Raw genomic sequence first — 21,835 nt, 5'->3', positions numbered from 1 at the left:
ACTTCCGGGTGAAATCCCCGAATCGGTACGACACACCCTGCCCTGCGTCGATAGCGTGGCGGTACACCCCCGCCGCGCCCCGAGGAGCCCCCTGCTGTCCAGCCACCTTCCGGCACAGGCCCCAGGGCGCACCTCCCGGACCGGATCCGGGGGAGGTCCCGACCCTTCTCACGGTTTCGGGCTGGCCCGTTTCAACGCCCTGTCCCCCGAAGCCGCCCGGGCCGTCCTGCTGCACTGCTGCGGAAGCCGGCGCTGGTCGCACCGGGTGGCGGCGCACCGCCCCTACCCGGACGCCGGGGCCCTGATCGCCGCCGCCGACGAGGCCTCGTACGACCTCTCGCAAGGCGATCTGACCGAGGCGCTGGCCGCGGAGTGCTCGGCGGAGCTGGACCACGGGGCTCCGTACGCCGCACTGCTGGCCCTCGACGCGGCCCACGCGGAATACGAACGGAAGTTCGGCCACGCCTTCGTGATCTGCCTCGACGGGCACCCGCCGGAGGAGCAGGCCGACCAGCTGCTGGGCGCGATCCGCCGGAGGATGGGCCACGAGGTCGACGAGGAGCGCTCGATCTCCGCGGACGAGCTCCGCCGTGTCGCACAGTCCCGGCTGCGGGATCTGACACGCTGGCTGACCTCGCCGGATGGGCTGACTGCCACGGAAATCGGGCTATTCGCCCCTGTGGGATAGCCCGTACGTGCCTGTTTGATCACACCGATGGCCCCCGCGCAAGGGAACCGACAAAGCGTCGCTACGATGTCCGGGGCCGGAGGACCGTACCCGGCCGGGCCCGACCGACAAAGAAGCCGGCTGGCCCCCGCCCCGCTTCCGGAGGGTTTTCCGTGCCGGCTGGAACGTTGTACCGCGGCCGGGAAGGAATGTGGTCCTGGGTGGCTCATCGAGTCACCGGCGTCCTCATTTTCTTCTTCCTGTTCGTACACGTCCTCGACACCGCTCTCGTTCGCGTCTCCCCCGAGGCGTACGACGATGTCGTGGCTACCTACAAGACTCCGATCGTCGCGCTGCTGGAGTACGGCCTCGTCGCCGCCATCCTCTTCCACGCGCTCAACGGTCTCCGTGTCATCGCCGTGGACTTCTGGTCCAAGGGCCCGCGCTACCAGAAGCAGATGCTCTGGACCGTCGTGGTCACCTGGATCGTGCTGATGGGCGGGGCTCTGTACCCCGTCCTGGGCCACGCCTACCTTGAACTGTTCGGGAAGTGACACGCATGTCTTCTGACACTTCTTTCGAAAAGGGCGTCGGTGACGCGGAGGGCGTGTCCCTCTACGACGTCGACAACCCGGCGCCGTACATCGAGGCCCCGCGCAAGCGGACCGGCAAGACCCCGCGCTCGACCCGCGGCAACTTCGAGATGGTCGCGTGGCTCTTCATGCGCCTCTCGGGCATCGTGCTCGTCGTCCTGGTCATCGGCCACCTCCTGATCCAGCTGGTGCTCGACGGCGGCGTGTCCAAGATCGGCTTCGCCTTCGTGGCCGGCCGCTGGGCGTCCCCGTTCTGGCAGGTCTGGGACCTGCTGATGCTGTGGCTGGCCATGCTGCACGGCGCCAACGGTCTGCGTACCGTCATCAACGACTACGCGGAGCGTGCCAACACGCGGCTGTGGCTGAAGGGCCTGCTCTACACCGCCACGGTGTTCACCATCCTTCTGGGCACGCTGGTGATCTTCACCTTCGACCCGAACATCCGCTAGGCAACGGGGCTGAGGCGAAACCAATGAAGATCCACAAGTACGACACCGTCATCGTCGGCGCGGGCGGCGCGGGTATGCGCGCCGCCATCGAGTCGACGAAGCGCAGCCGCACCGCCGTGCTGACGAAGCTCTACCCGACCCGCTCCCACACGGGCGCCGCGCAGGGCGGCATGGCCGCCGCGCTGGCCAACGTGGAAGAGGACAACTGGGAGTGGCACACCTTCGACACGGTCAAGGGAGGTGACTACCTGGTCGACCAGGACGCCGCCGAGATCCTGGCGAAGGAGGCCATCGACGCGGTCCTCGACCTGGAGAAGATGGGCCTGCCGTTCAACCGCACCCCGGACGGCACCATCGACCAGCGCCGCTTCGGCGGCCACTCCCGCAACCACGGCGAGGCCCCGGTCCGCCGGTCCTGCTACGCCGCGGACCGCACCGGTCACATGATCCTCCAGACGCTGTACCAGAACTGCGTCAAGGAGGGCGTGGAGTTCTTCAACGAGTTCTACGTCCTGGACCAGCTCCTGGTCGAGGAGGACGGCGTCAAGAAGTCGGCCGGTGTGGTCGCGTACGAGCTCGCCACCGGCGAGATCCACGTGTTCCAGGCCAAGGCCGTCATCTACGCCTCCGGCGGCACCGGCAAGTTCTTCAAGGTGACCTCCAACGCGCACACCCTCACGGGTGACGGCCAGGCGGCCTGCTACCGCCGCGGCCTGCCGCTGGAGGACATGGAGTTCTTCCAGTTCCACCCGACGGGCATCTGGCGCATGGGCATCCTGCTGACGGAGGGCGCCCGCGGTGAGGGCGGCATCCTCCGCAACAAGGACGGCGAGCGCTTCATGGAGAAGTACGCGCCGGTCATGAAGGACCTCGCGTCCCGTGACGTCGTCTCGCGTTCCATCTACACCGAGATCCGTGAGGGCCGCGGCTGCGGTCCCGCCGGTGACCACGTGTACCTGGACCTGACGCACCTGCCGCCGGAGCAGCTCGACGCGAAGCTCCCGGACATCACCGAGTTCGCGCGCACCTACCTGGGCATCGAGCCGTACACGGACCCGATCCCGATCCAGCCCACCGCGCACTACGCCATGGGCGGCATCCCGACCAACGTCGAGGGTGAGGTCCTGGCGGACAACACCACCGTCGTCCCGGGCCTGTACGCGGCCGGGGAGGTCGCGTGCGTGTCGGTGCACGGCGCGAACCGCCTGGGCACCAACTCGCTGCTGGACATCAACGTCTTCGGCAAGCGCTCCGGCATCGCCGCCGCCAAGTACTCCCAGGAGAACGACTACGTCGAGCTCCCGGAGAACCCGGCGCAGCAGGTCGCCGACCTCGTCGAGCACCTGCGCAACTCCACGGGCAACGAGCGGGTCGCCGACCTGCGTCTGGAGCTCCAGGAGACGATGGACGCGTGCGTGATGGTGTTCCGTACGGAACAGACCATCAAGACCGCGGTCGAGAAGATCGCGGAGCTGCGCGAGCGCTACAAGAACGTGTCCGTCCAGGACAAGGGCAAGCGCTTCAACACGGACCTGCTGGAGGCCATCGAGCTGGGCAACCTGCTCGACCTGGCCGAGGTCATGGCCGTGTCCGCGCTGGCGCGCAAGGAGTCCCGCGGCGGTCACTACCGCGAGGACTACCCGAACCGCGACGACGTCAACTTCATGCGCCACACCATGGCGTACCGCGAGGTCGGCGACGACGGCAAGGACTCCGTCCGGCTGGACTACAAGCCCGTCGTCGTCACCCGCTACCAGCCGATGGAGCGTAAGTACTGATGGCCACCCCCACCCTGGACAAGATGGAGGCGGCAGCCGCCGCCTCGCCGTTCATCACGGTCACCTTCCGGATCCGCCGTTTCAACCCGGAGATCTCCGAGGAGTCGACCTGGCAGGACTTCCAGGTCGAGATCGACCCGAAGGAGCGCGTGCTCGACGGTCTCCACAAGATCAAGTGGGACCTCGACGGCACGCTGACCTTCCGCCGCTCGTGCGCGCACGGCATCTGCGGCTCCGACGCGATGCGGATCAACGGCAAGAACAGGCTCGCCTGCAAGACGCTGATCAAGGACATCAACCCGGAGAAGCCGATCACCGTCGAGGCCATAAAGGGCCTCACGGTGATGAAGGACCTTGTCGTCGACATGGAGCCCTTCTTCCAGGCGTACCGCGACGTGATGCCGTTCCTGGTCACCAAGGGCAACGAGCCGACGCGCGAGCGTCTGCAGTCCGCCGAGGACCGCGAGCGCTTCGACGACACCACCAAGTGCATCCTGTGCGCCGCGTGCACGTCCTCGTGCCCGGTGTTCTGGAACGACGGCCAGTACTTCGGCCCGGCGGCGATCGTCAACGCGCACCGCTTCATCTTCGACTCGCGTGACGAGGCCGGCGAGCAGCGGCTGGAGATCCTGAACGACAAGGACGGCGTGTGGCGCTGCCGCACGACCTTCAACTGCACCGACGCGTGCCCGCGTGGCATCGAGGTCACGAAGGCGATCCAGGAAGTCAAGCGTGCGCTGATCACGCGCCGCTTCTGATTTCTTGACGGACTCCGTCCGTCGGTCTCGGCGAAGGCCCCGTCCCCGGTTCTTCCGGGGGCGGGGCCTTCGCCGTTCCCTCAGGGCATCAGCGGCGGGACGGCCGGGCACCCGGCCGTCCCCACGGCTGCCGGCGGTCGTCCCGTCGACGGAGGTCACCATTCCCATACGGCCGCCAGCAGGGGTGAGCACCGGCAACGGGCCGTCGGAGACCCCAGCGGCGGTCAGGGGCCCCTCAGGGGCCGGTAGGGGGCTTCACCCATGGTCCGGGGATCTTGACCGCAGCAGACTCACAGACATGACGAAGACCGCGTACTCCGCTCCCGCCGCCGCCCGTCCGACCCGCTGGACCGCCCTGGTCCTCGCGGGCGCGGCCCTCGTGTCCGTCACCGCCGGCGCCGTCCTGCCGGTCTCGGCCGCCGAGCCGCAGGGCGCACCGGTGACCGCCGGCGCCCGCGCGCACCACCCGGTCGACACCGCCGCCCTGACCGCGCTGATGAAGCCCGGCGCCATGGCGAGCGGCACCATGGTCCGGGTGGGCGGGACGGGTCCCGGATGGACCGCGGCCACCGGCCCGCTCTCGCAGGACCCGGCCGCGAACTTCCGTATCGGCAGCATCACCAAGCTGTTCACCTCCACCCTGGTCCTCCAGCTCGTCGGCGAGGGCCGCTTCACCCTGGACACCCCCGTCCAGGAGCTCCTCCCGGGGACCCTTCCGGCGCACTGGAAGCCGATCACCGTCGGCCAGCTGCTGAGCCACACCAGCGGCATCCAGGAGCCCTGCGTCGGCTTCGTGGACGGCGAGGCGCCGTCCCCGGAGCAGGTCGTCGCCCACTGGACCGACCCGAAGTGCGCCGCGCCCCAGTACCCCGTGCGCACGCAGCAGTACAACGGCGCCAACTACTTCCTCCTCGGCATGGTCGTCGAGAAGGTCACCGGTCGCTCCTACGCCGACGAGATCCAGCGCCGCATCGCCCGGCCGCTGGGGCTGCGCCACACGTACTCCCCGAAGCCCGGTGACCGCACCGTCCCCGGCCCGGTGCTCGCCGACGGCGGCGAGATCGAGCCGTGGGCCTGGGCCGAGGGCGGCATGCTCTCCAACGCCCCCGACCTGGAACGCTTCATGACCAGCCTGCTGCGCGGCCGGCTGCTGAAGCCCGCCCAGCAGCGGCAGTTGTTCGTCATGCCGGCGCTGTCCGAGGGTGCGGTGGACCGCTTCAGCACGGGCGGGCTGATGCGCGCCGAGATCGGCGGCACCGTCGTCTGGGGCAAGACCGGCTCCATGGGCCGCTCCACGAGCGGGGTGTTCGCCACCGGGGGCGGGCGCCGCACGGTCGTCTACTCCCTCCTTCCGGCAAGCAGGGACCGCGAGTTGGTGCGCGAGCACATCGCGGCTCTGGTCGGCGCGGCACTCTGACCTGGGTTGCGGGACCGGGGGTACAGGGCGCGAGTCCCTGTGGAAGGATCGACTGCATGAGCGAGCAGCAGCCGAATCCGTACACGAGCGACCCCGCAGGCCAGGGCGGTCAGCCCGGCACGCCCGCCACCCCCGGCCAGGGCGACTACAAGTGGGGTCCCGGCGAGGCCAGTTACGGCTACCCGCAGCCCTACCCGGCGCCGCCGGCCTACCAGCCGACCATCGGCGGCGCCGGTATCCCCGCCCCCGCGTACAGCGCCGCCGCCCCGGTCGGCGGAGCCGGCCTGTCCCTCGGTGACATCACCATCGCCGGGGACCAGATCATCACCCCGTCGGGCAACATGCCGCTCAGGGGCGCGATGTGGAACGCGACGGACTTCTCGCGCACCGAGGAGAAGATCCCGCCGCACGCGATCGTGCTCGCGATCATCTTCTTCCTCTTCTGCCTGCTGGGCCTGCTCTTCCTGCTGATGAAGCAGAAGACCACCACCGGCTACATCCAGGTCACGGTCACCAGCGGCGGCCGCCACCACTCCACGATGATCCCGGCGGTGGACGCGTACACCTACCAGTGGGTGATGTCCCAGCTCAACTACGCGCGGTCGCTGAGCATCTGAGGCGCGCGCTCCGCCGGGCGGGGCCTCGGCCGGCCCGGCGTGCAGCCGCCGGCCGCCGGATCCAGTGACCTGGCGGCCTCCTTGAAGAGGTACTCGGCAGGAGAGGCGGCACCGGCCCGTCTCCGGGCAGAGGTCGGCCGGTGCGGGCGTCCGGCCCGGACCGGGCCGCCGGCCGGAGCCCGGCGGTCCGCCAGATCCAGGTCCTCGACGTTCAGCGAGAGAACCGCCCTGCTCTGCTCGCCGTGGGAGCCACCGGCCTGCGCCGGGCCCTGCGGGGCGCGCCCGGAGGCACCTGGGCGCCGCGCCTGGTGCGCGTCGCCGGCCTCGGCGTGATCGCCGCGGGGGTGTTCGTCATGGCCCCGGCCGACGGCTTCCCCGCGGGCACCCTCCAGGGACAGCCGCCCCCCTCACCTGGCACGGCTACGCCCACTTCGGCCGTACCGGTGACCGCCGGTACGCCCTGACCCCCCGGCGGCGGCACCGCCCCCCCCTGCTCGGCAACGGCTGGGCCACGGGCGGCGGCACGGCCGGCACGCTCGCCCTGGCCGTCGGCGTCATCGCCGCGATGCTCTCGGTCCCCCTGATCGCGAACCGCTTCCGGAGCACCCGCCGAACATAGCTTGAACTTGTTCAAAAAGAGGCCTACAGTCATCCCTGTCAGCAGTTTGAACACGTTCAAAGGGGCTGGGGACCATGGACCTCACCGTAGTCACGTACGTCATCTACCTGCTCATCAGCATCGCCCTCACCATCTGGGTGGCCCGCACGCTCAGCCGCAACGGCCGCGTCTTCATCGGTGACGTCCTGCACGGGAACGAGAAGCTCGCGGACGCCGTCAACCAGCTCCTCGTGGTCGGCTTCTACCTCGTGAACATCGGCTTCGTGACCCTCTACCTCCGGTCGAGCGAGGAGATCCAGACCCCCCGCGCCCTCTTCGAGGCGCTCTCGGTCAAGCTCGGCGTCGTCCTGCTGGTCCTCGGCGTCATGCACCTCGGCAACGTGTGGGTGCTGAACAAGATGCGCCGCCGCGGGATCATGGAGCGCCAGCAGACTCCGCCCGTCCCCCCGCAGGCGTGGACCGCCCCGGTCGGGGCCTGAGCCGTGACGACCGCCGCCGCGCCTGTGCGGAAGCTGACCGTCCTCTACGACGCCGACTGCCCGCTCTGCGTGCACATCCGGCACTGGCTGCTCGCGCAGCGGTGGCTCGTCCCGCTCGCCCTGGTCCCCGCCGCGTCCTTCGAGGCGCAGCGGCGGTTCCCCCGGCTCGATCACGCCTCGACGCTGCGGGAGATCACCGTCATCGGGGACTCGGGGCAGGTGTGGACCGGCACCGATGCCTTCATCGTGTGCCTGTGGGCGCTGGCCGAGCACCGGCCGAAGGCGAACTGGCTGGCCACCCCGGCCGGCCGGCCCTTCGCCCGGGCAGCCATGTACACGGCCTCCGCCTGGCGGCAGGCCGTGCGTACCGAGGGTCACCCCGAGGGTGCCGGGGGACCGGCCTGTGACGACCAGTGCCCCGTCCCCCGATAGGCTCATACACCGTGACTGATCAGAAGGCTCCCAAGAGCGAGCAGACCCGCACGCTCATCCTCGAAACCGCGCTCCGCCTCTTCCAGGAGCGCGGCTTCGACAAGACGACGATGCGGGGTATCGCGAAGGAGGCCGGCGTCTCGGTCGGCAACGCCTACTACTACTTCGAGTCGAAGGAACACCTGGTCCAGGGGTTCTACGACCGGATCGGCGCCGCCCACCAGGCGGCGGTCCGGCCCATCCTGGACAACGAGACCGATCTGCAGAAGCGGTACGCGGGCGTGTTGACGGCATGGCTGGACATCGCGGCTCCGTACCACGAGTTCGCCTCGCAGTTCTTCAAGAACGCGGCGGATCCAGAGAGTCCGCTCAGCCCGTTCTCGCCGGAGTCCGAGCAGGCGCGGCAGGCCGCGATCAGCATCCACCGCGAGGTGCTGGCCGGAGCGAAGACCAAGGTGCCGGCCGAGCTGGCCGACGTATTGCCCGAGCTGATGTGGCTCGCGCAGATGGGCCTGGTCCTGTACTGGGTCTTCGACCGCTCGCCGAACAGCGAGAAGACGCGGCGGCTCGCCGAGCGCGGCGCGCAGCTGACGACGCGGGGCATCGTGCTGGCCCGCTTCCGGGTGCTGCGGCCGCTGGTGCGGGAAGTGCACGAGCTGTTCGCGGACTTCCTGCCGGGCATGGCCCAGACGGCCACGGCCGGGGCCCGGCGCAGGGCCTCGGACCCGGACCCGCGGACGGACCCCGCGTAGCCGCCGGGAACGCGACGGCTACAGCCAGTCGAGTTCCCACAGGCGCCAGACACCGGTGCCGTCGGACAGGTACTGGGCTCCGGTGACGTCCTCGCGGGACATCACGTAGTCCTTCTTCTGCCAGATCGGCACCAACGGGGCCTGCTGGGCGACCAGCTTCTGGAGGTCGCGGAACTCGCCGGCCGCCTCGCTCCGCTCCGCGTGGGACTGGGTACGGGCGATCAGCTCGTCGACGTGCTTGTCCGAGAAGCCGTTGTTCATGGACGAGTCGGTGCCGACGAGCGGGGCGAGGAAGTTGTCCGCGTCCGGGAAGTCCGCGATCCAGCCGATGGTGTAGGCGTCGAACTCGCCCGCCGCGTACCCCTTCTGGAAGTCGCTCCACTTCTCGACCGGCTTGATCGTCACCTGGAAGAGGCCGGTGGACTCCAGCTCCCGCTTGACCTCCTCGGCCTCGGGCAGGTTCGCGCCGCGTACGTTCACGCCGAGGTTGAGGTGGACGGCGGAGGTGATCCCGGCGTCCTTGAAGAGCTTCTTGGCGGTGGCCACGTTCGGGGCCGGGTAGGCGTCGAAGAACGGCGTGCTGTGGCCGGCGATGCCCGCCGGGACCAGGGAGTACAGCGGGGTGACGGTCCCCTTGTGGACCTCGGCGGCCACCTTGGCCCGGTCGAGGACGGCGGCGACGGCCTGGCGGACGGCGAGCGGGGCCGCGGTGGAGCCGGGGCGGACGTTGAAGACGACGGAGCGGATCTCGCTGCCGCCGGAGGCCTGGTAGCGGGTGTCCTTCATGCCCGGGTTGAGGCCGGCGAGCACGGCGGGCGGCATGTCCCGGTGGGCGACGTCGATCTGGTGGCCCTTCCAGGCCTGGTCGAGCTGCTCGGAATCCTTGAAATATTTGACGGTGACCGGCGTGTGGGCCGGCTTCCCCTGGCCCTTGTACGAGCTGTTGGGCTTGAGCTCGACGCTCGTACCGGCCTTGTACCCGCTCAGCGTGTACGGCCCGGAGCCGTCCGCCTTGCCGTCCTCGCGCAGGGCCTTCGCCGGGTACGTGTCCTTGTCGACGATCGAGGCGGCGCCCGTCGCGATCTTGAATGGGAAGGTGGAATCGCCGGCGGAGAGGCTGAAGGTGACCGTGCGCCCCTCTGCCTTGACCGACTCCAGGGTGTTGAAGAGGGGAGCCGGACCCTGGTCGGAGTTGATCGCCTTGATGCGGTCGAAGGAGTGCTTGACGTCCTCGGCGGTGATGGTGCGGCCGCTCGCGAACTGCACGTCGGGGCGGAGCTCGCACTGGTAGGTGGTGAGCTTCTGGCCCACGAAACCGCAGGAGGCGGCGGCGTCCGGCACGGGGGCGTCGGAGCCGGGCTTGATGGTCAGCAGCGACTGGTAGATGTTGCTGAACAGGGCCCAGGAACCTGCGTCGTACGCCCCGGCCGGGTCGAGGGAGGAGACGACGTCACTCGTGCCGACCCGGACGGCACCGCGGCCGCTTCCGTCCCCGGGCAGCAACTGCCAGGCACCTACGCCGGCCACGCCGAGGACCAGCCCGGCCGCGATCACCTTCGAGCGGACAGACCGCATCCCCTGAACCCCACCCCATGACCCGATGACAGCGACGCGCTGTCCGATTAACGGTCATCCCATCACGGAATATCAGCCACCGGAAGGCGAGTTGACGAGGGCGCTTCGAGGTTCGAGGCCGATCAGGCCTGAAATGAGGCGAGTTCGACGACCGTGATGTCGGACGGCGCTCCCACCCGGACCGGCGGCCCCCATGCTCCGGCCCCGCGGGACACGTAGAGCTGGGTGTCGCCGTAGCGCTCCAGACCGGCGACGGTGGGGTTGGCGAGCTCCGCGAGGTAGTTGCCGGGCCAGAGCTGGCCGCCGTGGGTGTGGCCGGAGAGCTGGAGGTCGACGCCGTGGCGAACGGCGTCGTGGATGACGACGGGCTGGTGGGCGAGAAGTACGGCGGCCCGCGCGCGGTCCCGGTCACCGAGGGCCGCGCTGAAGTCGGGGCCCTTGCCCTCCCGCTCCCCCTGGATGTCGTTGACCCCGGCGAGGTCGAAGTACGGCAGCTCGCGGCGGGCGTTCTCCAGCGGGTTCAGCCCCAGCTCGCGGACGTGGTCGATCCACTGCTGGGCGCCCGAGAAGTACTCGTGGTTCCCGGTGACGAAGTACGAGCCGTGGCGGGCGGCGAGCCGGCGCAGGGGCTCCGCGGCGGACCCGAGGTCGGGGACGCTGCCGTCGACGAGGTCGCCGACGATGGCGATGAGGTCGGGCTGGGTGCGGTTGACGGTGTCGACGATGCGCTGGGTGTGGGCGCGGCCGAGCACCGGGCCGAGGTGGACGTCACTGACGACGGCGATCCGGAAACCGTGTGCCGCGCGCGGCAGCTTCGCCAGGGGGACCCGCACCCGCTTCACGCCCGGCCCGCGCAGGACCCCGTAGGTCCCGGCCCCGACCGTGCCGAGGGCCACGGCGGCGGCCGCCCCGCCGACCGTGCGGGCGACGAACCGGCGGCGGCTCAGCCCGTCGCCCACGGCGGGCCGCTCCACGGTGGCCGGGGCGGCCGCGGGTGCCGCCGCGGCGGGCACCTCCACGGGCTCGGGCAGGTCCGCCACCGATCCGGCGGAAGCGCGGTGGGCCAGACGGCGGAGCGACAGCGCGCGGATCGGCTCCGCGACCAGCATCGTCAGGGTCAGGTACAGGAGTACCGCGAGCCAGAGGTACCCGGGCCAGGCCACCGTCTGCTGGAGCCAGAAGGGGGCGCCCGCGCGGCCTGTGGTGAGCGCGGCCACGGAGAGGAGGGGCAGGGCGATGGCCAAGGCCGTGCCGATGCGCCGGGTCCGGCCGCCGGGGACGGTGGTGTCGCGGACCAGGCGGATCCAGAGCCAGCGGTGGACCAGGACCAGCAGGGCGCAGACCGCCAGGGCGACGAGGGCGAAGACCAGGATCGTCATGACGGGGTACCCCCCTCCGGACGGTCCGTACGGTCCGTACCGTCCGCACGCTCCGTGCGTGATTCACGCCGCAGGGCGAGGACGCTGCGCAACCCGATCAGACCGACGGCCGTCCCCAGGAGAAAGGACGTCACCGCGAGCGTCAGGTGCACCCAGAAGTAGGAAGTGGGATCGCCGGCCGCATCGAAAGCAAGACCACTGCCGTTCTTCCACAGGTTCCGGACGAAAGACACCCAGATGAACCAGCTCCACACTCCGAAGGCGAGCAGGAACCAGGAGGCGGCACGGCTGAGTCTCATGCCCTCAGTATCGGATTCGTCCCCAGGACGGACGCGCCGGGGTGGGCTGTCCCGGGGTTGGTTGCCTCGAATGGGCCGGTCCGCTGCGCCCTCCAGCTCATCGGGATGTACTTTCACCTGCGTGTCTGCCAAGACGACCGCATGGACGGTCCTTTCCGCCGCGTTGCTGGTCCCCACCGTGCTGGTGGCTCCCGCACACGCCGCGCCGGCCCCGCCGGCCGACGCGAAGGGCGGGCCGGCCCACGCCCCGGCCCCCGCACCGCCCGTCTCGATGTCCACGGTCGGCGGATCCCTGCTCGGCCAGCCGGGGACCCAGGTGAACCTGCTGCCGGGCGCGCCCGCGCTGCCGGCGAACCTGACCGGGCGGTCGTGGATCGTGGCGGACGCCGAGTCCGGCGAGGTGCTGGCCGCGCACAACGCGCACTGGCAGCTGCCCCCGGCCTCGACCATGAAGATGCTCTTCGCGGACACCGTGCTGCCGAAGCTGCCCAAGGACCAGATCCACCAGGTCACCGACAAGGACATGGAGGGCGTGGGCCCGGGCAGCAGCATGGTCGGGGTCAAGGAGCACCTCGAATACTCGGTCCATGACCTGTGGCTCGGCGTGTTCCTCAAGTCCGGCAACGACGCCGTGCACGTGCTCTCGGCCATGAACGGCGGCATCGACAAGACCGTCAAGGACATGCAGGCGCACGCCGAGGAGCTCCAGGCACTGGACACCCATGTGGTGTCCCCGGACGGGTACGACGCCCCGGGGCAGGTGTCGAGCGCGTACGACCTCACGCTGTTCGCGCGCTCCGGACTGCAGAAGCAGGACTTCAGGGAGTACTGCGGCACGGTGACCGCGAAGTTCCCCGGGCTGCAGGAGCCCGGGAAGCCGCGCGAGTACTTCGAGATCTCGAACACCAACCGGCTGCTGACGGGCGCGGCCGGGATCACCCCCTACAAGGGGATGGCGGGGGTGAAGAACGGCAACACCTCGATGGCCGGGGCCACCTTCACCGGCGCCGCCCAGCAGGGTTCCCGGAAGCTGCTGGTCACGGTGATGAACCCGGAGGGGGGCGGGGCGAACCAGGTGTACGAGCAGACCGCCGCGCTCCTCGACTGGGGTTTCGCGGCGGCCGGGAAGGTCAAGCCGGTGGGCGAGCTGGTGCCGCCGAAGAGCGCGGACACCACCTCGCACGGTTCCCCGGCCCAGTCGCACGAGAACGCCCCGTCGGCGGCCGGCAAGAGCTCGGGCGGCGGTGCGGGGACCGCGCTGGCCGTCGCGGGCGGCGTGCTGGCCGTCCTGGCGGGCGGCGCCTTGGCGATCAATCGCCGCTGGCCCCGGGGCCGCCGGAGCCGGGGCGAGGAGCTGATCTGAGACCGCCGGAGCGGTGCTAGCCCGGCCGGCGGGCCGGCGCCACCTATCAACTCACAGGTTCACCGCAGGACTTCGGCAGGGTTTGCTCGCTCCCGTCGGCATGACGCCGACGGGAAGGGGGTTCTCCCATGCGCAGGAGATGGTCGGCCGCCGCCGTGGCGGCCTGCGGCGCGGTGCTCGCCGTGGCGGCCTGGACCGCTCTCCCGGCGGACGGCGCCGGGCAGCGGACCCCGGCGCGCGCCCTGGAGACCGCCGAGCTGGACCTGCTCCACACTGCGGGCGAGCTGCTCGTACAGGACTGCATGCGGGCGCAGGGGTTCTCGTACTGGCCGGTCCCTCGCGTGCCGCACCCGGACTGGCGGGACTTCCCGTACGGCGTCGACGACGTGGACTGGGCCCGCCGCCACGGGTTCGGGCGCCGGATCGAGCAGCAGCTGGACGAGGAGGCGGCGTCGGGCCCGCGCGGCCGGTACCAGAGCGGGCTCTCCGCCGAGCGGCTGGAGGCTCTGGGGGTGGCCCTCATGGGGCCCGACTCGAAGGGGCTGGCGGTCGAGAACCCGGGCGGCGGCACGCTGAGCCACAGCGACCGGGGCTGCGTCACCGCGTCGTGGAGAGAGCTCTACGGGGACGTGCGCCTCTGGTACGCCTCCAGCGAGACCGTGAAGCAGCTCGGCGCGGTGCGCACCGGCCGGGTCGGCCAGGACCCCGCCTTCCGTACGGCGCTGGCCGGGTGGAGCGAGTGCGTCGGCCGGCGCGGATTCCCGGCCGTGCACCCGGTCCGGCAGCGCGACGAACAACTGGCACGGACCGGGCCGGACGCCGAGGCGCAGGACGTACCGATGGCCACCGCCCAGGCCGAGTGCGCCCGCTCGACGGGCCTCGCCGATACCGCACAGGACCTGCACCGGCGCCTTTCGGACGTGATCCGCGCCGAGAACGGGGCCGCCTTCGACGCCATGCGGCGCATGCAGGTGGCGGCCCTGCCCACAGCTCGCGATGTGGTCGCCCGGCACGCCGGGAGCTGACATCGCGTACCGCCGACCGGCGGTGAACCATGTACGGCACTCATTGGGAGGGACCCCAGATGAACAAGCTCAGGACGCTCCTCGCGGGACTCGCGATCGCCGGTGCGGCGGTCGTGGCCGTTCCGACCGCGGCGCAGGCCGACGGCGGCTGCGGATACACGAACTTCTGTGCCTACTCGGACGATTACAACTACCTCTACCAGAACGCCGGCAACTCCAACGACTGGCCGTACCAGGTCAAGAACAAGGTCGACTGGGTCCGCAACAGCGGCAGCGCCGGCGGCCGCGACCACGTCAACATCTACTACAACGAGAACAACACCGGCGCCTACGCCTGCATCGGCTACGGCACCGAATGGAACCTGCGGGGCAACGCGCAGTCGTTCAACTGGACCCGCAACGGCGACGCCAGCGGTCAGTGGAAGGCGGTCCACGACAACGCCGCCTCGCACCGGTGGGTGTACGGCTGCGGCAACGGCACCTGGTAGGACGTCCCGCCGGCAGTACTCCGGTGGCGCACCGGGCCCCACACCGGTGCGCCACCGGCGCCCTACGCGTTCTGTGTCGCCGCGGCGGCCGGTGGGTCTTCGGCGCCGTCGCCGTCCGCGTCGTCGCGCGTGGCCGTCCAGGACGAGACGAACAGCAGCAGCTTCGCCGTGAAGTTGATCCAGAGCAGCAGGGCGATCGGAACGCCGAAGGCCCCGTACATGCTCTTCGCGGCAACCTCCCGCATATAGCCGCTGAGCAGCAGTTTCAGCAGTTCGAAGCCTGCCGCGCCGATGAGGGCCGCCTGGATCAGGCGGCCGCGCGGCGGTTCGACGCCCGGGAGCAGGGTCAGGACGTAGAGCAGCAGCAGGAAGGCGGCCACGACGCCGACGAGGAAGGCGAAGGAGCGCAGCAGCGCGCCGCCCGCGCCCTCGCGCGGGATGCCCAGCCAGTCGGCGGACTTCCCGACCGCGCTGGATCCGAGGATGGAGGCGGCGGCGGAGGCCAGGCCCACGCCGCCGAGGCCGAGGAGGACGAGCGTGTCCTTGCCCTTGCGGGCGAACGGGTTCCCGTCGTCCTCGTCGTCCTTCTCCCAGACCGCGCGCAGGCAGTCCCGCATGGAGCCGACCCAGCCGATGCCGGTCAGCAGCAGGAGGGCGCCCGCGACGAGACCGACCGTGCCGGCGTTGTCGACGAGTCCCTCGATGTTGAGCTGGTCGGAGATGCCCGGGACCTGTTCGGAGAGGTTCTTCTCCAGCCGGTCCAGCTGCTCCGGGCTGAGCAGCGCCGCGCCGATCGCGGCGGCCACGGTGATCAGCGGGAAGAGCGCGAGGAAGCTGATGAAGGTGATGGCGGCGGCGAGGCGGGTCCAGTGCACGCGGTCCAGGCGTTGGTACGAACGCCACGCGTGCGTCCGCATCAGACGGGACGCGAGCGGCCCGATCACCGGGAGTTTCATCAGCCAGTCCATGGGGTCACCGTAATTCAGCCGCCGGAAATAGCCGTGATTGTCGCTTCTGGCGGCTACGGTCGTCGATTGTGACTTTTCCCGAAACGCGCCCTGCGGGTCGCCCGTTCCGCACCCTGGTCCTGCGAAAGCTGAGATTCCGTGCCCGGCGCATCGCCCGGCTCCCCCTGGCCCTGTGCCTGCCCCTGGCCCCGCGCCCGGCCCGTCAGGACGGCGCTCCGGTCGGCCCGGCGGCCCCGGCCGTGCCCGCCGCCTCGGCGGCCTGGTCGGCGGGTGAGCCCGCCTGCGCCGGGACGCAGTTCGGCCCGCTCCCGAACGGGTACTCGCGCAGCTTGCGCCAGACCCCGTCCGAGCCCTGCTCGTAGAGCGCGAAGCCCTCGCAGATCCACTCGGCGGCGTAGTCGGCGAGGGTCGTGAACGCCAGGTCCATCGCCTCCTCGGAGATCCCGTGGGCGACCGTGACGTGCGGGTGGTACGGGAACGCCAGCTCACGGTCGAGCGGGCCCTGGGGGTCGCGGACCTCGCTCTGGAGGCGGGTGCAGCCCGCCGCCCCTTCGGCGATCTTGACGAAGACGACCGGCGAGAGGGGGCGGAAGGTTCCCGTGCCGGCCAGCCGCATCCGGAAGGCCCGGAAGGCGGCCGCGACGTCGACCAGGTGGGCCCTGATCGCGGGGAGCCGGTCCGCCTCCACCTCGGTGGGCGGGACGAGGGTGACGTGCGTGGGGATGCCGTGCGCGGCAGCGTCCCCGAAGCCCGCGCGCAGCTCCTGGAGCTGGCTGCCGTACGGCTCCGGGACCGCGATCGAAACGCCGAGCGTTACGGTCCCCACGTATCTCTCCTCCGCTTGTCGCTGTGGACTGCTGCCGCCCCAGTGTGGCGGCAGCACCCCCATTCGTGCCAGGGCTCTCTGTCCGTAGTTGCGTTCGTCAGTGCTTGGCGGGCAGCAGGCCGAGGCGGTCGTAGGCCTGCGCGAGGGTCTCGGCGGCGACCGCGCGGGCCTTCTCCGCGCCCTTGGCCAGGAGGGAATCCAGCGTCTCCGGGTCGTCCAGGTACTCCTGGGTCCGCTTCTTGAACGGTGTGACGAAATCGACCATCACGCCGGCCAGGTCCGTCTTCAGCGCGCCGTAGCCCTTGCCCTCGTACCTGGCCTCCAGCTCGGTGATCGTCTCGCCCGTGAGGGTGGAGTAGATCGTGAGCAGGTTGCTGACGCCGGGCTTCTTCTCGGAGTCGAAGCGGATCTCGGCCTCGGTGTCGGTGACCGCGCTCTTGATCTTCTTCTCGGTGACCTTGGGCTCGTCGAGGAGGTTGATCAGGCCCTTGGGGGACGACGCGGACTTCGACATCTTGATCGCCGGGTCCTGGAGGTCGTAGATCTTCGCGACCTCCTTGACGATGTGCGCGGCGGGGAGGGTGAAGGTCCGGCCGTAGCGCTGGTTGAAGCGTTCCGCGAGGTCGCGGGTCAGCTCGATGTGCTGGCGCTGGTCCTCGCCGACGGGGACGGCGTTCGCCTGGTACAGCAGGATGTCGGCGACCTGCAGGATCGGGTAGGTGAACAGGCCGACGCTGGCGCTGTTGACGCCGCCCTTGGCGGACTTGTCCTTGAACTGGGTCATCCGGCTGGCCTCGCCGAAGCCGGTGATGCAGTTCATGACCCAGCCGAGCTGCGCGTGCTCGGGCACGTGGCTCTGGACGAAGAGCGTGCAGCGCTCGGGGTCCAGGCCGGCGGCCAGCAGCTGGGCGGCGGAGAGGCGGGTGTTCGCACGCAGATCCTTCGGATCCTGCGGCATGGTGATCGCGTGCAGGTCGACCACCATGTAGAAGGCGTCGTGCGTCTCCTGCAGGGCGACGTACTGGCGGATGGCTCCGAGGTAGTTCCCGAGGTGGAACGAACCGGAGGTGGGCTGGATACCGGAGAGCGCGCGAGGACGATCAGAAGCCATGGCTTCATTCTCTCAGGTGCGGGGGCGGCCCCGTGCCCGCCACTGGCCGGATCGTTCCGGGTCGCCGCGACCCCGTCCCTACGGCGCCGGAGTACCGGGCGGTAGCGGCCCGTCCGGATCCAGCCCCGGCCGAGCGACCGCTTTCCGCCCCGTGCCGACACCGCTGCGCGGTGCTGCGCGGGCGGCCGAGGGACGCCCTCAAACGCCGGGCGGGCTGGAAAATCCAGCCTCGCCGGCGTTTGAGGCGCGGGGTCCGGGGCGGAGCCCCAGCAGCCGGGCCGCAGGTCAGGACAGCGGGAGCCCAGGGGCCGGGAAGGCCGCCATCAGGTCCGTGACCTCCGCGCGGATCGCGGCCAGGGCCGGCTCGTCCCCCTTCGCGGCGGCGTCGACCGCGCGCGAGATCCAGTCGGCCACCAGCGGCATGTGCTCGGTGGACAGGCCCCGCGAGGTCAGCGACGGCGTGCCGATGCGGATGCCCGAGGGATCGAACGGCTTGCGCGGGTCGAACGGCACCGTGTTGTAGTTCACGACGATGCCCGCCCGGTCCAGGGCCTTGGCCGCGATCTTGCCCGGTACGTCCTTGCCCGTCAGGTCGATCAGGATCAGGTGGTTGTCCGTACCGCCCGAGACCAGGTCGAAGCCCCGCTCCAGCAGCGCCGCGGCCAGCGCCCTGGCATTGGCGACGACCGCGTGGGCGTACGAGACGAAGGACGGCTGCGCGGCCTCGTGCAGCGCCACCGCGATACCGGCCGTCGTCTGGTTGTGCGGGCCGCCCTGCAGGCCCGGGAAGACCGCCTTGTCGATGGCCTTCGCGTGCTCCTCCCGGCACATCAGCATCGCGCCCCGCGGACCGCGCAGGGTCTTGTGCGTGGTGGTGGAGACGACGTCGACGTGGTCCGCCGGGGACGGGTGCGCGCCGCCCGCGATCAGGCCCGCGATGTGGGCGACGTCGGCGACCAGGATCGAGCCCGCCTCCCGCGCGATCTCCGCGAAGGCGGCGAAGTCGATGGTCCTCGGCAGGGCGGTACCGCCGCAGAAGATCAGCTTGGGCCGCTCGGCGAGAGCCAGCTCGCGCACCGCGTCGTAGTCGATGAGCCCGGTGTCGGCGCGGACGCCGTACTGCACGCCCCGGAACCAGGAGCCGGTCGCCGAGACGCCCCAGCCGTGCGTCAGGTGCCCGCCCATCGGCAGGGCCATGCCCATCACCGTGTCGCCCGGCTTCGCGAAGGCCAGGTACACGGCCAGGTTGGCGGGCGAGCCGGAGTACGGCTGCACATTGGCGTGGTCCACGCCGAACAGGCCCTTGGCCCGCTCGATCGCCAGCGCCTCGACGCGGTCGATGTTCTGCTGGCCCTCGTAGTAGCGGCGGCCGGGGTAGCCCTCGCTGTACTTGTTCTGCAGCACGGTGCCGGAGGCTTCGAGGACGGCCGCGGACACGTAGTTCTCACTGGGGATCAGGCGCAGGGTCTGCGCCTGCAGTACTTCCTCCGCCGCGACGAAGGACGCCAGCTCGGGATCGGTGGCGAAAAGGGCGGGATGGCGGCTCGCGGACATGGCGGGCTCCTCCGGGGTCGATGTGATCGGTACCCCGCGAGGCCCAGGCGAGCGGCCCTGTATGCGGTCGAGCGCGCACGACTCCCCCGGAGTTGGTTCTCCGTACGCCAGTCGCCGTGCGTACCGGACACCTTAGCGGGCGCGCCGGGAGAGAGGTTTCTGCGTCCGGGATACGAGCGACGATAAGAAGGTGACGCCACCCTCGTCACCGCTTCACCCGGCGCTCCACCCCGCCGGACGGACGATCGGAGACCCCGTGTCGACAACTGCTGATGCCATCCGCTCCGCAGACGCGCACAGCGCGCACAACTACCATCCGCTGCCCCTGGTCGTCGCGTCCGCGGAAGGCGCGTGGATGACCGATGTCGAGGGCCGCAGATACCTCGACATGCTCGCCGGGTACTCGGCCCTCAACTTCGGGCACGGCAACCGCCGTCTGATCGACGCCGCCCGCGCCCAGCTGGAACGGGTCACGCTCACCTCGCGCGCCTTCCACCACGACCGCTTCGCCGACTTCTGTACCGAGCTCGCCGCGCTGTGCGGCAAGGAGATGGTGCTCCCCATGAACACGGGGGCGGAGGCCGTGGAGACGGCCGTGAAGACCGCCCGCAAGTGGGGCTACGAGGTCAAGGGCGTCCCGGACGGGCACGCCAAGATCGTGGTCGCCGCCGACAACTTCCACGGGCGCACCACGACCATCGTGTCCTTCTCCACGGACCACGACGCCCGCGATCACTTCGGCCCGTACACGCCGGGCTTCGAGATCGTTCCGTACGGGGACCTCACCGCGCTGGCCCATGCCGTCACCGAGAACACGGTGGCCGTGCTGCTGGAGCCCATCCAGGGCGAGGCGGGGGTGCTGGTGCCGCCCGCCGGATACCTGCGCGGCGTACGGGAGCTGACCCGCGAGCGGAACGTCCTGTTCATGGCGGACGAGATCCAGTCGGGGCTGGGACGGACCGGCCGGACCTTCGCGTGCGAGCACGAGGGGGTCGTCCCGGACGTCTACATCCTCGGCAAGGCGCTCGGCGGCGGCGTGGTGCCGGTGTCGGCCGTGGTCGCCGACCGGGACGTGCTCGGCGTGTTCCGGCCCGGCCAGCACGGGTCCACCTTCGGCGGGAACCCGCTCGCGTGCGCGGTCGCGCTGGAGGTCATCGCGATGCTGCGGACCGGCGAGTTCCAGGGCCGCGCCACCGAACTGGGCGAGCACCTGCACCGGGAGCTGAACCTGCTGGTCGGCGGGGGCGCGGTGACCGCCGTACGCGGGCGCGGGCTGTGGGCGGGCGTCGACATCGACCCGTCGCGGGGCACCGGCCGGGAGATCTCCGAGAAGCTGATGGAGCTCGGGGTGCTGGTGAAGGACACCCACGGGTCGACGATCCGGATCGCCCCGCCGCTGGTGATCAGCAAGGAGGACCTGGACTGGGGACTGGGCCAGCTCCGGTCGGTGCTCGGCGTGTAGGGCTTCCCCGGTTCGGTCAGAGGATGACGTGGGGCAGGAAGCGGGCGTACTCGTCCGTGACCGGCCCCGCCGATTCGCGGATGCCGAGCCCCGCCGCCTCGTCCTCGACGACCCATGCGCCGAGCACCACCCGGTTGCCGTCGAAGTCGGGCAGCGGGGCGAGGCCCTGGAAGCAGTACCGCTCCCCCTCCTCCGGTACGAAGGGCTCGCCGCCGTCGCCCGCCTCGTGCAGGGTGACCCCCGCGCCCTCACGGCCGAGGAGGGGCTTGGCCACGTAGCCGGCGGACCCGGGCTCGGCGAGCTCGCGCGGGCCGTCGAGGTAGGCGGGCAGCAGGTTGGGGTGCTCCGGGAAGAGCTCCCACAGGATCGCGAGCAGCGCCTTGTTGGACAGCAGCATCTTCCACAGCGGCTCGATCCAGCAGGTGGAGCCGGAGCCGCCGCCGTGGTCGTACGTGCCGAGGACCTGCGGGCCGAACTCGTCCGTGGCCAGCCACTCCCACGGGTAGAGCTTGAAGCAGGAGCGGATGAAGCGGAGCTTCTCGTCCACGAACCGGCCGGACAGGCTGTCCCAGCCGATCTGCTCGACGGAGAGCGCGTGCGTGTCCAGGCCGGCCTGCTCGGCGGTCTCCTGGAGGTAGGCGACCGTCATCAGGTCCTCGCCGAGCTCGTCGGTCTCGGAGTGCGCGAAGTGCAGCGGGCCGGGAGGGAGCAGCTCGGCCTGGCGCCGCCAGGCGTCGACGAGGCGCTCGTGGAGGGAGTTCCACTGGTCGGCGCCGGGGAAGCGCTCCTCCATCCAGAACCACTGGGGGCTGGCCGCCTCCACGAGGGAGGTGGGGGTGTCCGCGTTGTACTCCAGCATCTTGGCGGGGCTGCCGCTGCCGTCGTAGCGCAGGTCGAAACGGCCGTAGAGGGAGGGCTGTTCGGCGCGGCGGCGCCAGGACTCGGCGATCAGCGCGGCCAGCTTCGGGTCGGTGATGCCGAGGTCGGCGAAGCGGTCGTGCTCGACGATGTGCGCGGCCGCGGCCAGGCACATGGCGTGCAGCTCCTCGACGACGTTCTCCAGGGCCTCGACCTCGGGGAGCGAGAAGGAGTAGTACGCGCTCTCGTCCCAGTAGGGGCGCAGGGAGTCGTCGGGGTAGCGGGTCAGGGGATAGATCAGACCCTGCTCCTCGACGGTCTTCTGCCAGTCGGGACGTGGCTCGATGCTGTGCCGCTGCATGGTCT

The 21,835-nt window shown here is 70.6% G+C and carries 23 protein-coding genes and 1 riboswitch; of the genes, 15 read left to right on the top strand and 8 right to left on the bottom strand.

Annotation, left to right across the window (positions count from 1 at the left end):
- Window positions 1–55: 55 nt before the first annotated feature.
- The 11 genes from ACZ573_RS01670 (at window position 56) to ACZ573_RS01620 (ending at window position 8,561) form a co-directional block, all read left to right on the top strand.
- The gene (locus tag ACZ573_RS01670; protein WP_471297674.1) at window positions 56–688 is read left to right on the top strand and encodes a 2-oxo-4-hydroxy-4-carboxy-5-ureidoimidazoline decarboxylase; all 633 of its coding nucleotides are present in this window, start codon (window positions 56–58) and stop codon (window positions 686–688) included.
- 152 nt (window positions 689–840) lie between these two features.
- Window positions 841–1,221, top strand: coding sequence for a succinate dehydrogenase, cytochrome b556 subunit (sdhC, locus tag ACZ573_RS01665; protein ID WP_301367063.1), 381 nt, complete (start codon window positions 841–843; stop codon window positions 1,219–1,221).
- A gap of 5 nt (window positions 1,222–1,226) precedes the next feature.
- Window positions 1,227–1,709 (top strand): succinate dehydrogenase hydrophobic membrane anchor subunit, encoded by a 483-nt coding sequence (locus ACZ573_RS01660; RefSeq protein ID WP_471297671.1) that lies wholly within the window; start codon window positions 1,227–1,229, stop codon window positions 1,707–1,709.
- 23 nt (window positions 1,710–1,732) lie between these two features.
- The gene (gene sdhA, locus ACZ573_RS01655; RefSeq protein ID WP_030387542.1) at window positions 1,733–3,487 is read left to right on the top strand and encodes a succinate dehydrogenase flavoprotein subunit; all 1,755 of its coding nucleotides are present in this window, start codon (window positions 1,733–1,735) and stop codon (window positions 3,485–3,487) included.
- Window positions 3,487–4,245: a succinate dehydrogenase iron-sulfur subunit gene (locus tag ACZ573_RS01650; protein WP_189733159.1), complete on the top strand. Its 759-nt coding sequence runs from the start codon at window positions 3,487–3,489 to the stop codon at window positions 4,243–4,245. The genes sdhA and ACZ573_RS01650 overlap by 1 nt, the downstream gene beginning before the upstream one ends.
- Before the next feature lie 298 nt (window positions 4,246–4,543).
- Entirely contained in the window at window positions 4,544–5,662 is a 1,119-nt protein-coding gene (locus tag ACZ573_RS01645; RefSeq protein WP_471297669.1) for a serine hydrolase domain-containing protein, read from the top strand.
- A 56-nt stretch (window positions 5,663–5,718) separates the two neighbouring features.
- Window positions 5,719–6,279, top strand: coding sequence for a hypothetical protein (locus ACZ573_RS01640; RefSeq protein ID WP_471297667.1), 561 nt, complete (start codon window positions 5,719–5,721; stop codon window positions 6,277–6,279).
- A 140-nt stretch (window positions 6,280–6,419) separates the two neighbouring features.
- Window positions 6,420–6,743, top strand: coding sequence for a DUF998 domain-containing protein (locus tag ACZ573_RS01635; protein WP_471297666.1), 324 nt, complete (start codon window positions 6,420–6,422; stop codon window positions 6,741–6,743).
- A 229-nt stretch (window positions 6,744–6,972) separates the two neighbouring features.
- Window positions 6,973–7,377, top strand: coding sequence for a hypothetical protein (locus ACZ573_RS01630; RefSeq protein ID WP_301367068.1), 405 nt, complete (start codon window positions 6,973–6,975; stop codon window positions 7,375–7,377).
- Window positions 7,378–7,380: 3 nt separating this feature from the next.
- Complete coding sequence (locus tag ACZ573_RS01625) at window positions 7,381–7,809, top strand: thiol-disulfide oxidoreductase DCC family protein (RefSeq protein WP_471297664.1); 429 nt, start codon at window positions 7,381–7,383, stop codon at window positions 7,807–7,809.
- An 11-nt stretch (window positions 7,810–7,820) separates the two neighbouring features.
- Window positions 7,821–8,561, top strand: a complete 741-nt coding sequence (locus ACZ573_RS01620; protein ID WP_471297662.1) for a TetR/AcrR family transcriptional regulator — start codon at window positions 7,821–7,823, stop codon at window positions 8,559–8,561.
- Window positions 8,562–8,579: 18 nt separating this feature from the next.
- Here the strand turns inward: ACZ573_RS01620 and ACZ573_RS01615 are convergent, their stop codons facing one another.
- The 3 genes from ACZ573_RS01615 to ACZ573_RS01605 all read right to left on the bottom strand — a co-directional run bounded on the left by ACZ573_RS01615 (window position 8,580) and on the right by ACZ573_RS01605 (window position 11,814).
- Entirely contained in the window at window positions 8,580–10,136 is a 1,557-nt protein-coding gene (locus ACZ573_RS01615; RefSeq protein WP_471297660.1) for an ABC transporter substrate-binding protein, read from the bottom strand.
- Window positions 10,137–10,258: 122 nt separating this feature from the next.
- The gene (locus ACZ573_RS01610) at window positions 10,259–11,515 is read right to left on the bottom strand and encodes a metallophosphoesterase (RefSeq protein WP_471297658.1); all 1,257 of its coding nucleotides are present in this window, start codon (window positions 11,513–11,515) and stop codon (window positions 10,259–10,261) included.
- Window positions 11,512–11,814 (bottom strand): SCO4848 family membrane protein, encoded by a 303-nt coding sequence (locus ACZ573_RS01605; RefSeq protein WP_471297656.1) that lies wholly within the window; start codon window positions 11,812–11,814, stop codon window positions 11,512–11,514. The genes ACZ573_RS01610 and ACZ573_RS01605 overlap by 4 nt, the downstream gene beginning before the upstream one ends.
- A gap of 121 nt (window positions 11,815–11,935) precedes the next feature.
- Here ACZ573_RS01605 and ACZ573_RS01600 point away from each other — a divergent pair, with 121 nt between their 5' ends.
- The 3 genes from ACZ573_RS01600 (at window position 11,936) to ACZ573_RS01590 (ending at window position 14,690) form a co-directional block, all read left to right on the top strand.
- Window positions 11,936–13,177 carry a D-alanyl-D-alanine carboxypeptidase family protein gene (locus ACZ573_RS01600; RefSeq protein ID WP_471297654.1) on the top strand — a complete coding sequence of 414 codons (1,242 nt, stop codon included), beginning with the start codon at window positions 11,936–11,938 and terminating at the stop codon, window positions 13,175–13,177.
- A 128-nt stretch (window positions 13,178–13,305) separates the two neighbouring features.
- Window positions 13,306–14,202 carry a hypothetical protein gene (locus ACZ573_RS01595; RefSeq protein ID WP_471297651.1) on the top strand — a complete coding sequence of 299 codons (897 nt, stop codon included), beginning with the start codon at window positions 13,306–13,308 and terminating at the stop codon, window positions 14,200–14,202.
- A gap of 59 nt (window positions 14,203–14,261) precedes the next feature.
- Window positions 14,262–14,690 carry a hypothetical protein gene (locus tag ACZ573_RS01590; protein WP_030012512.1) on the top strand — a complete coding sequence of 143 codons (429 nt, stop codon included), beginning with the start codon at window positions 14,262–14,264 and terminating at the stop codon, window positions 14,688–14,690.
- A 62-nt stretch (window positions 14,691–14,752) separates the two neighbouring features.
- On the opposite strand, the gene ACZ573_RS01585 is transcribed toward ACZ573_RS01590, so the two are convergent.
- From ACZ573_RS01585 to ACZ573_RS01570, 4 genes are all read right to left on the bottom strand, one after another.
- Window positions 14,753–15,658, bottom strand: a complete 906-nt coding sequence (locus ACZ573_RS01585; RefSeq protein ID WP_471297649.1) for a YihY/virulence factor BrkB family protein — start codon at window positions 15,656–15,658, stop codon at window positions 14,753–14,755.
- A gap of 202 nt (window positions 15,659–15,860) precedes the next feature.
- Entirely contained in the window at window positions 15,861–16,484 is a 624-nt protein-coding gene (locus tag ACZ573_RS01580; protein WP_471297648.1) for a 2'-5' RNA ligase family protein, read from the bottom strand.
- A 97-nt stretch (window positions 16,485–16,581) separates the two neighbouring features.
- Window positions 16,582–17,595, bottom strand: a complete 1,014-nt coding sequence (trpS, locus tag ACZ573_RS01575) for a tryptophan--tRNA ligase (protein ID WP_301367079.1) — start codon at window positions 17,593–17,595, stop codon at window positions 16,582–16,584.
- A gap of 285 nt (window positions 17,596–17,880) precedes the next feature.
- Window positions 17,881–19,149 carry a serine hydroxymethyltransferase gene (locus ACZ573_RS01570; RefSeq protein WP_471297646.1) on the bottom strand — a complete coding sequence of 423 codons (1,269 nt, stop codon included), beginning with the start codon at window positions 19,147–19,149 and terminating at the stop codon, window positions 17,881–17,883.
- Between the two features lie 34 nt (window positions 19,150–19,183).
- Window positions 19,184–19,274: riboswitch (ZMP/ZTP riboswitch) on the bottom strand.
- Between the two features lie 131 nt (window positions 19,275–19,405).
- Between ACZ573_RS01570 and rocD the strand changes: the two genes are divergently transcribed.
- Window positions 19,406–20,611, top strand: a complete 1,206-nt coding sequence (gene rocD / locus ACZ573_RS01565; RefSeq protein ID WP_471297644.1) for an ornithine--oxo-acid transaminase — start codon at window positions 19,406–19,408, stop codon at window positions 20,609–20,611.
- Between the two features lie 16 nt (window positions 20,612–20,627).
- Here rocD and ACZ573_RS01560 read toward each other — a convergent pair whose 3' ends face one another.
- Window positions 20,628–21,830, bottom strand: coding sequence for a glutathionylspermidine synthase family protein (locus ACZ573_RS01560; RefSeq protein ID WP_471297642.1), 1,203 nt, complete (start codon window positions 21,828–21,830; stop codon window positions 20,628–20,630).
- Window positions 21,831–21,835 lie beyond the last annotated feature (5 nt).

Source organism: Streptomyces sp. NPDC040545, from assembly GCF_055595065.1.
This window is presented reverse-complemented; position numbering and strand designations above follow the sequence as displayed.

Bases quoted from the DNA above. Each gene is read 5' to 3' on its own strand.
- ACZ573_RS01595 (WP_471297651.1), top strand. From the start codon at position 13,306: ATGCGCAGGAGATGGTCGGCCGCCGCCGTGGCGGCCTGCGGCGCGGTG.
- ACZ573_RS01590 (WP_030012512.1), top strand. From the start codon at position 14,262: ATGAACAAGCTCAGGACGCTCCTCGCGGGACTCGCGATCGCCGGTGCG.
- ACZ573_RS01650 (WP_189733159.1), top strand. From the start codon at position 3,487: ATGGCCACCCCCACCCTGGACAAGATGGAGGCGGCAGCCGCCGCCTCG.
- trpS (WP_301367079.1), bottom strand. From the start codon at position 17,595: ATGGCTTCTGATCGTCCTCGCGCGCTCTCCGGTATCCAGCCCACCTCC.
- ACZ573_RS01570 (WP_471297646.1), bottom strand. From the start codon at position 19,149: ATGTCCGCGAGCCGCCATCCCGCCCTTTTCGCCACCGATCCCGAGCTG.
- ACZ573_RS01615 (WP_471297660.1), bottom strand. From the start codon at position 10,136: ATGCGGTCTGTCCGCTCGAAGGTGATCGCGGCCGGGCTGGTCCTCGGC.
- ACZ573_RS01560 (WP_471297642.1), bottom strand. From the start codon at position 21,830: ATGCAGCGGCACAGCATCGAGCCACGTCCCGACTGGCAGAAGACCGTC.
- ACZ573_RS01610 (WP_471297658.1), bottom strand. From the start codon at position 11,515: ATGACGATCCTGGTCTTCGCCCTCGTCGCCCTGGCGGTCTGCGCCCTG.
- ACZ573_RS01630 (WP_301367068.1), top strand. From the start codon at position 6,973: ATGGACCTCACCGTAGTCACGTACGTCATCTACCTGCTCATCAGCATC.
- ACZ573_RS01640 (WP_471297667.1), top strand. From the start codon at position 5,719: ATGAGCGAGCAGCAGCCGAATCCGTACACGAGCGACCCCGCAGGCCAG.
- ACZ573_RS01585 (WP_471297649.1), bottom strand. From the start codon at position 15,658: ATGGACTGGCTGATGAAACTCCCGGTGATCGGGCCGCTCGCGTCCCGT.
- ACZ573_RS01660 (WP_471297671.1), top strand. From the start codon at position 1,227: ATGTCTTCTGACACTTCTTTCGAAAAGGGCGTCGGTGACGCGGAGGGC.
- ACZ573_RS01645 (WP_471297669.1), top strand. From the start codon at position 4,544: ATGACGAAGACCGCGTACTCCGCTCCCGCCGCCGCCCGTCCGACCCGC.
- ACZ573_RS01605 (WP_471297656.1), bottom strand. From the start codon at position 11,814: ATGAGACTCAGCCGTGCCGCCTCCTGGTTCCTGCTCGCCTTCGGAGTG.
- sdhA (WP_030387542.1), top strand. From the start codon at position 1,733: ATGAAGATCCACAAGTACGACACCGTCATCGTCGGCGCGGGCGGCGCG.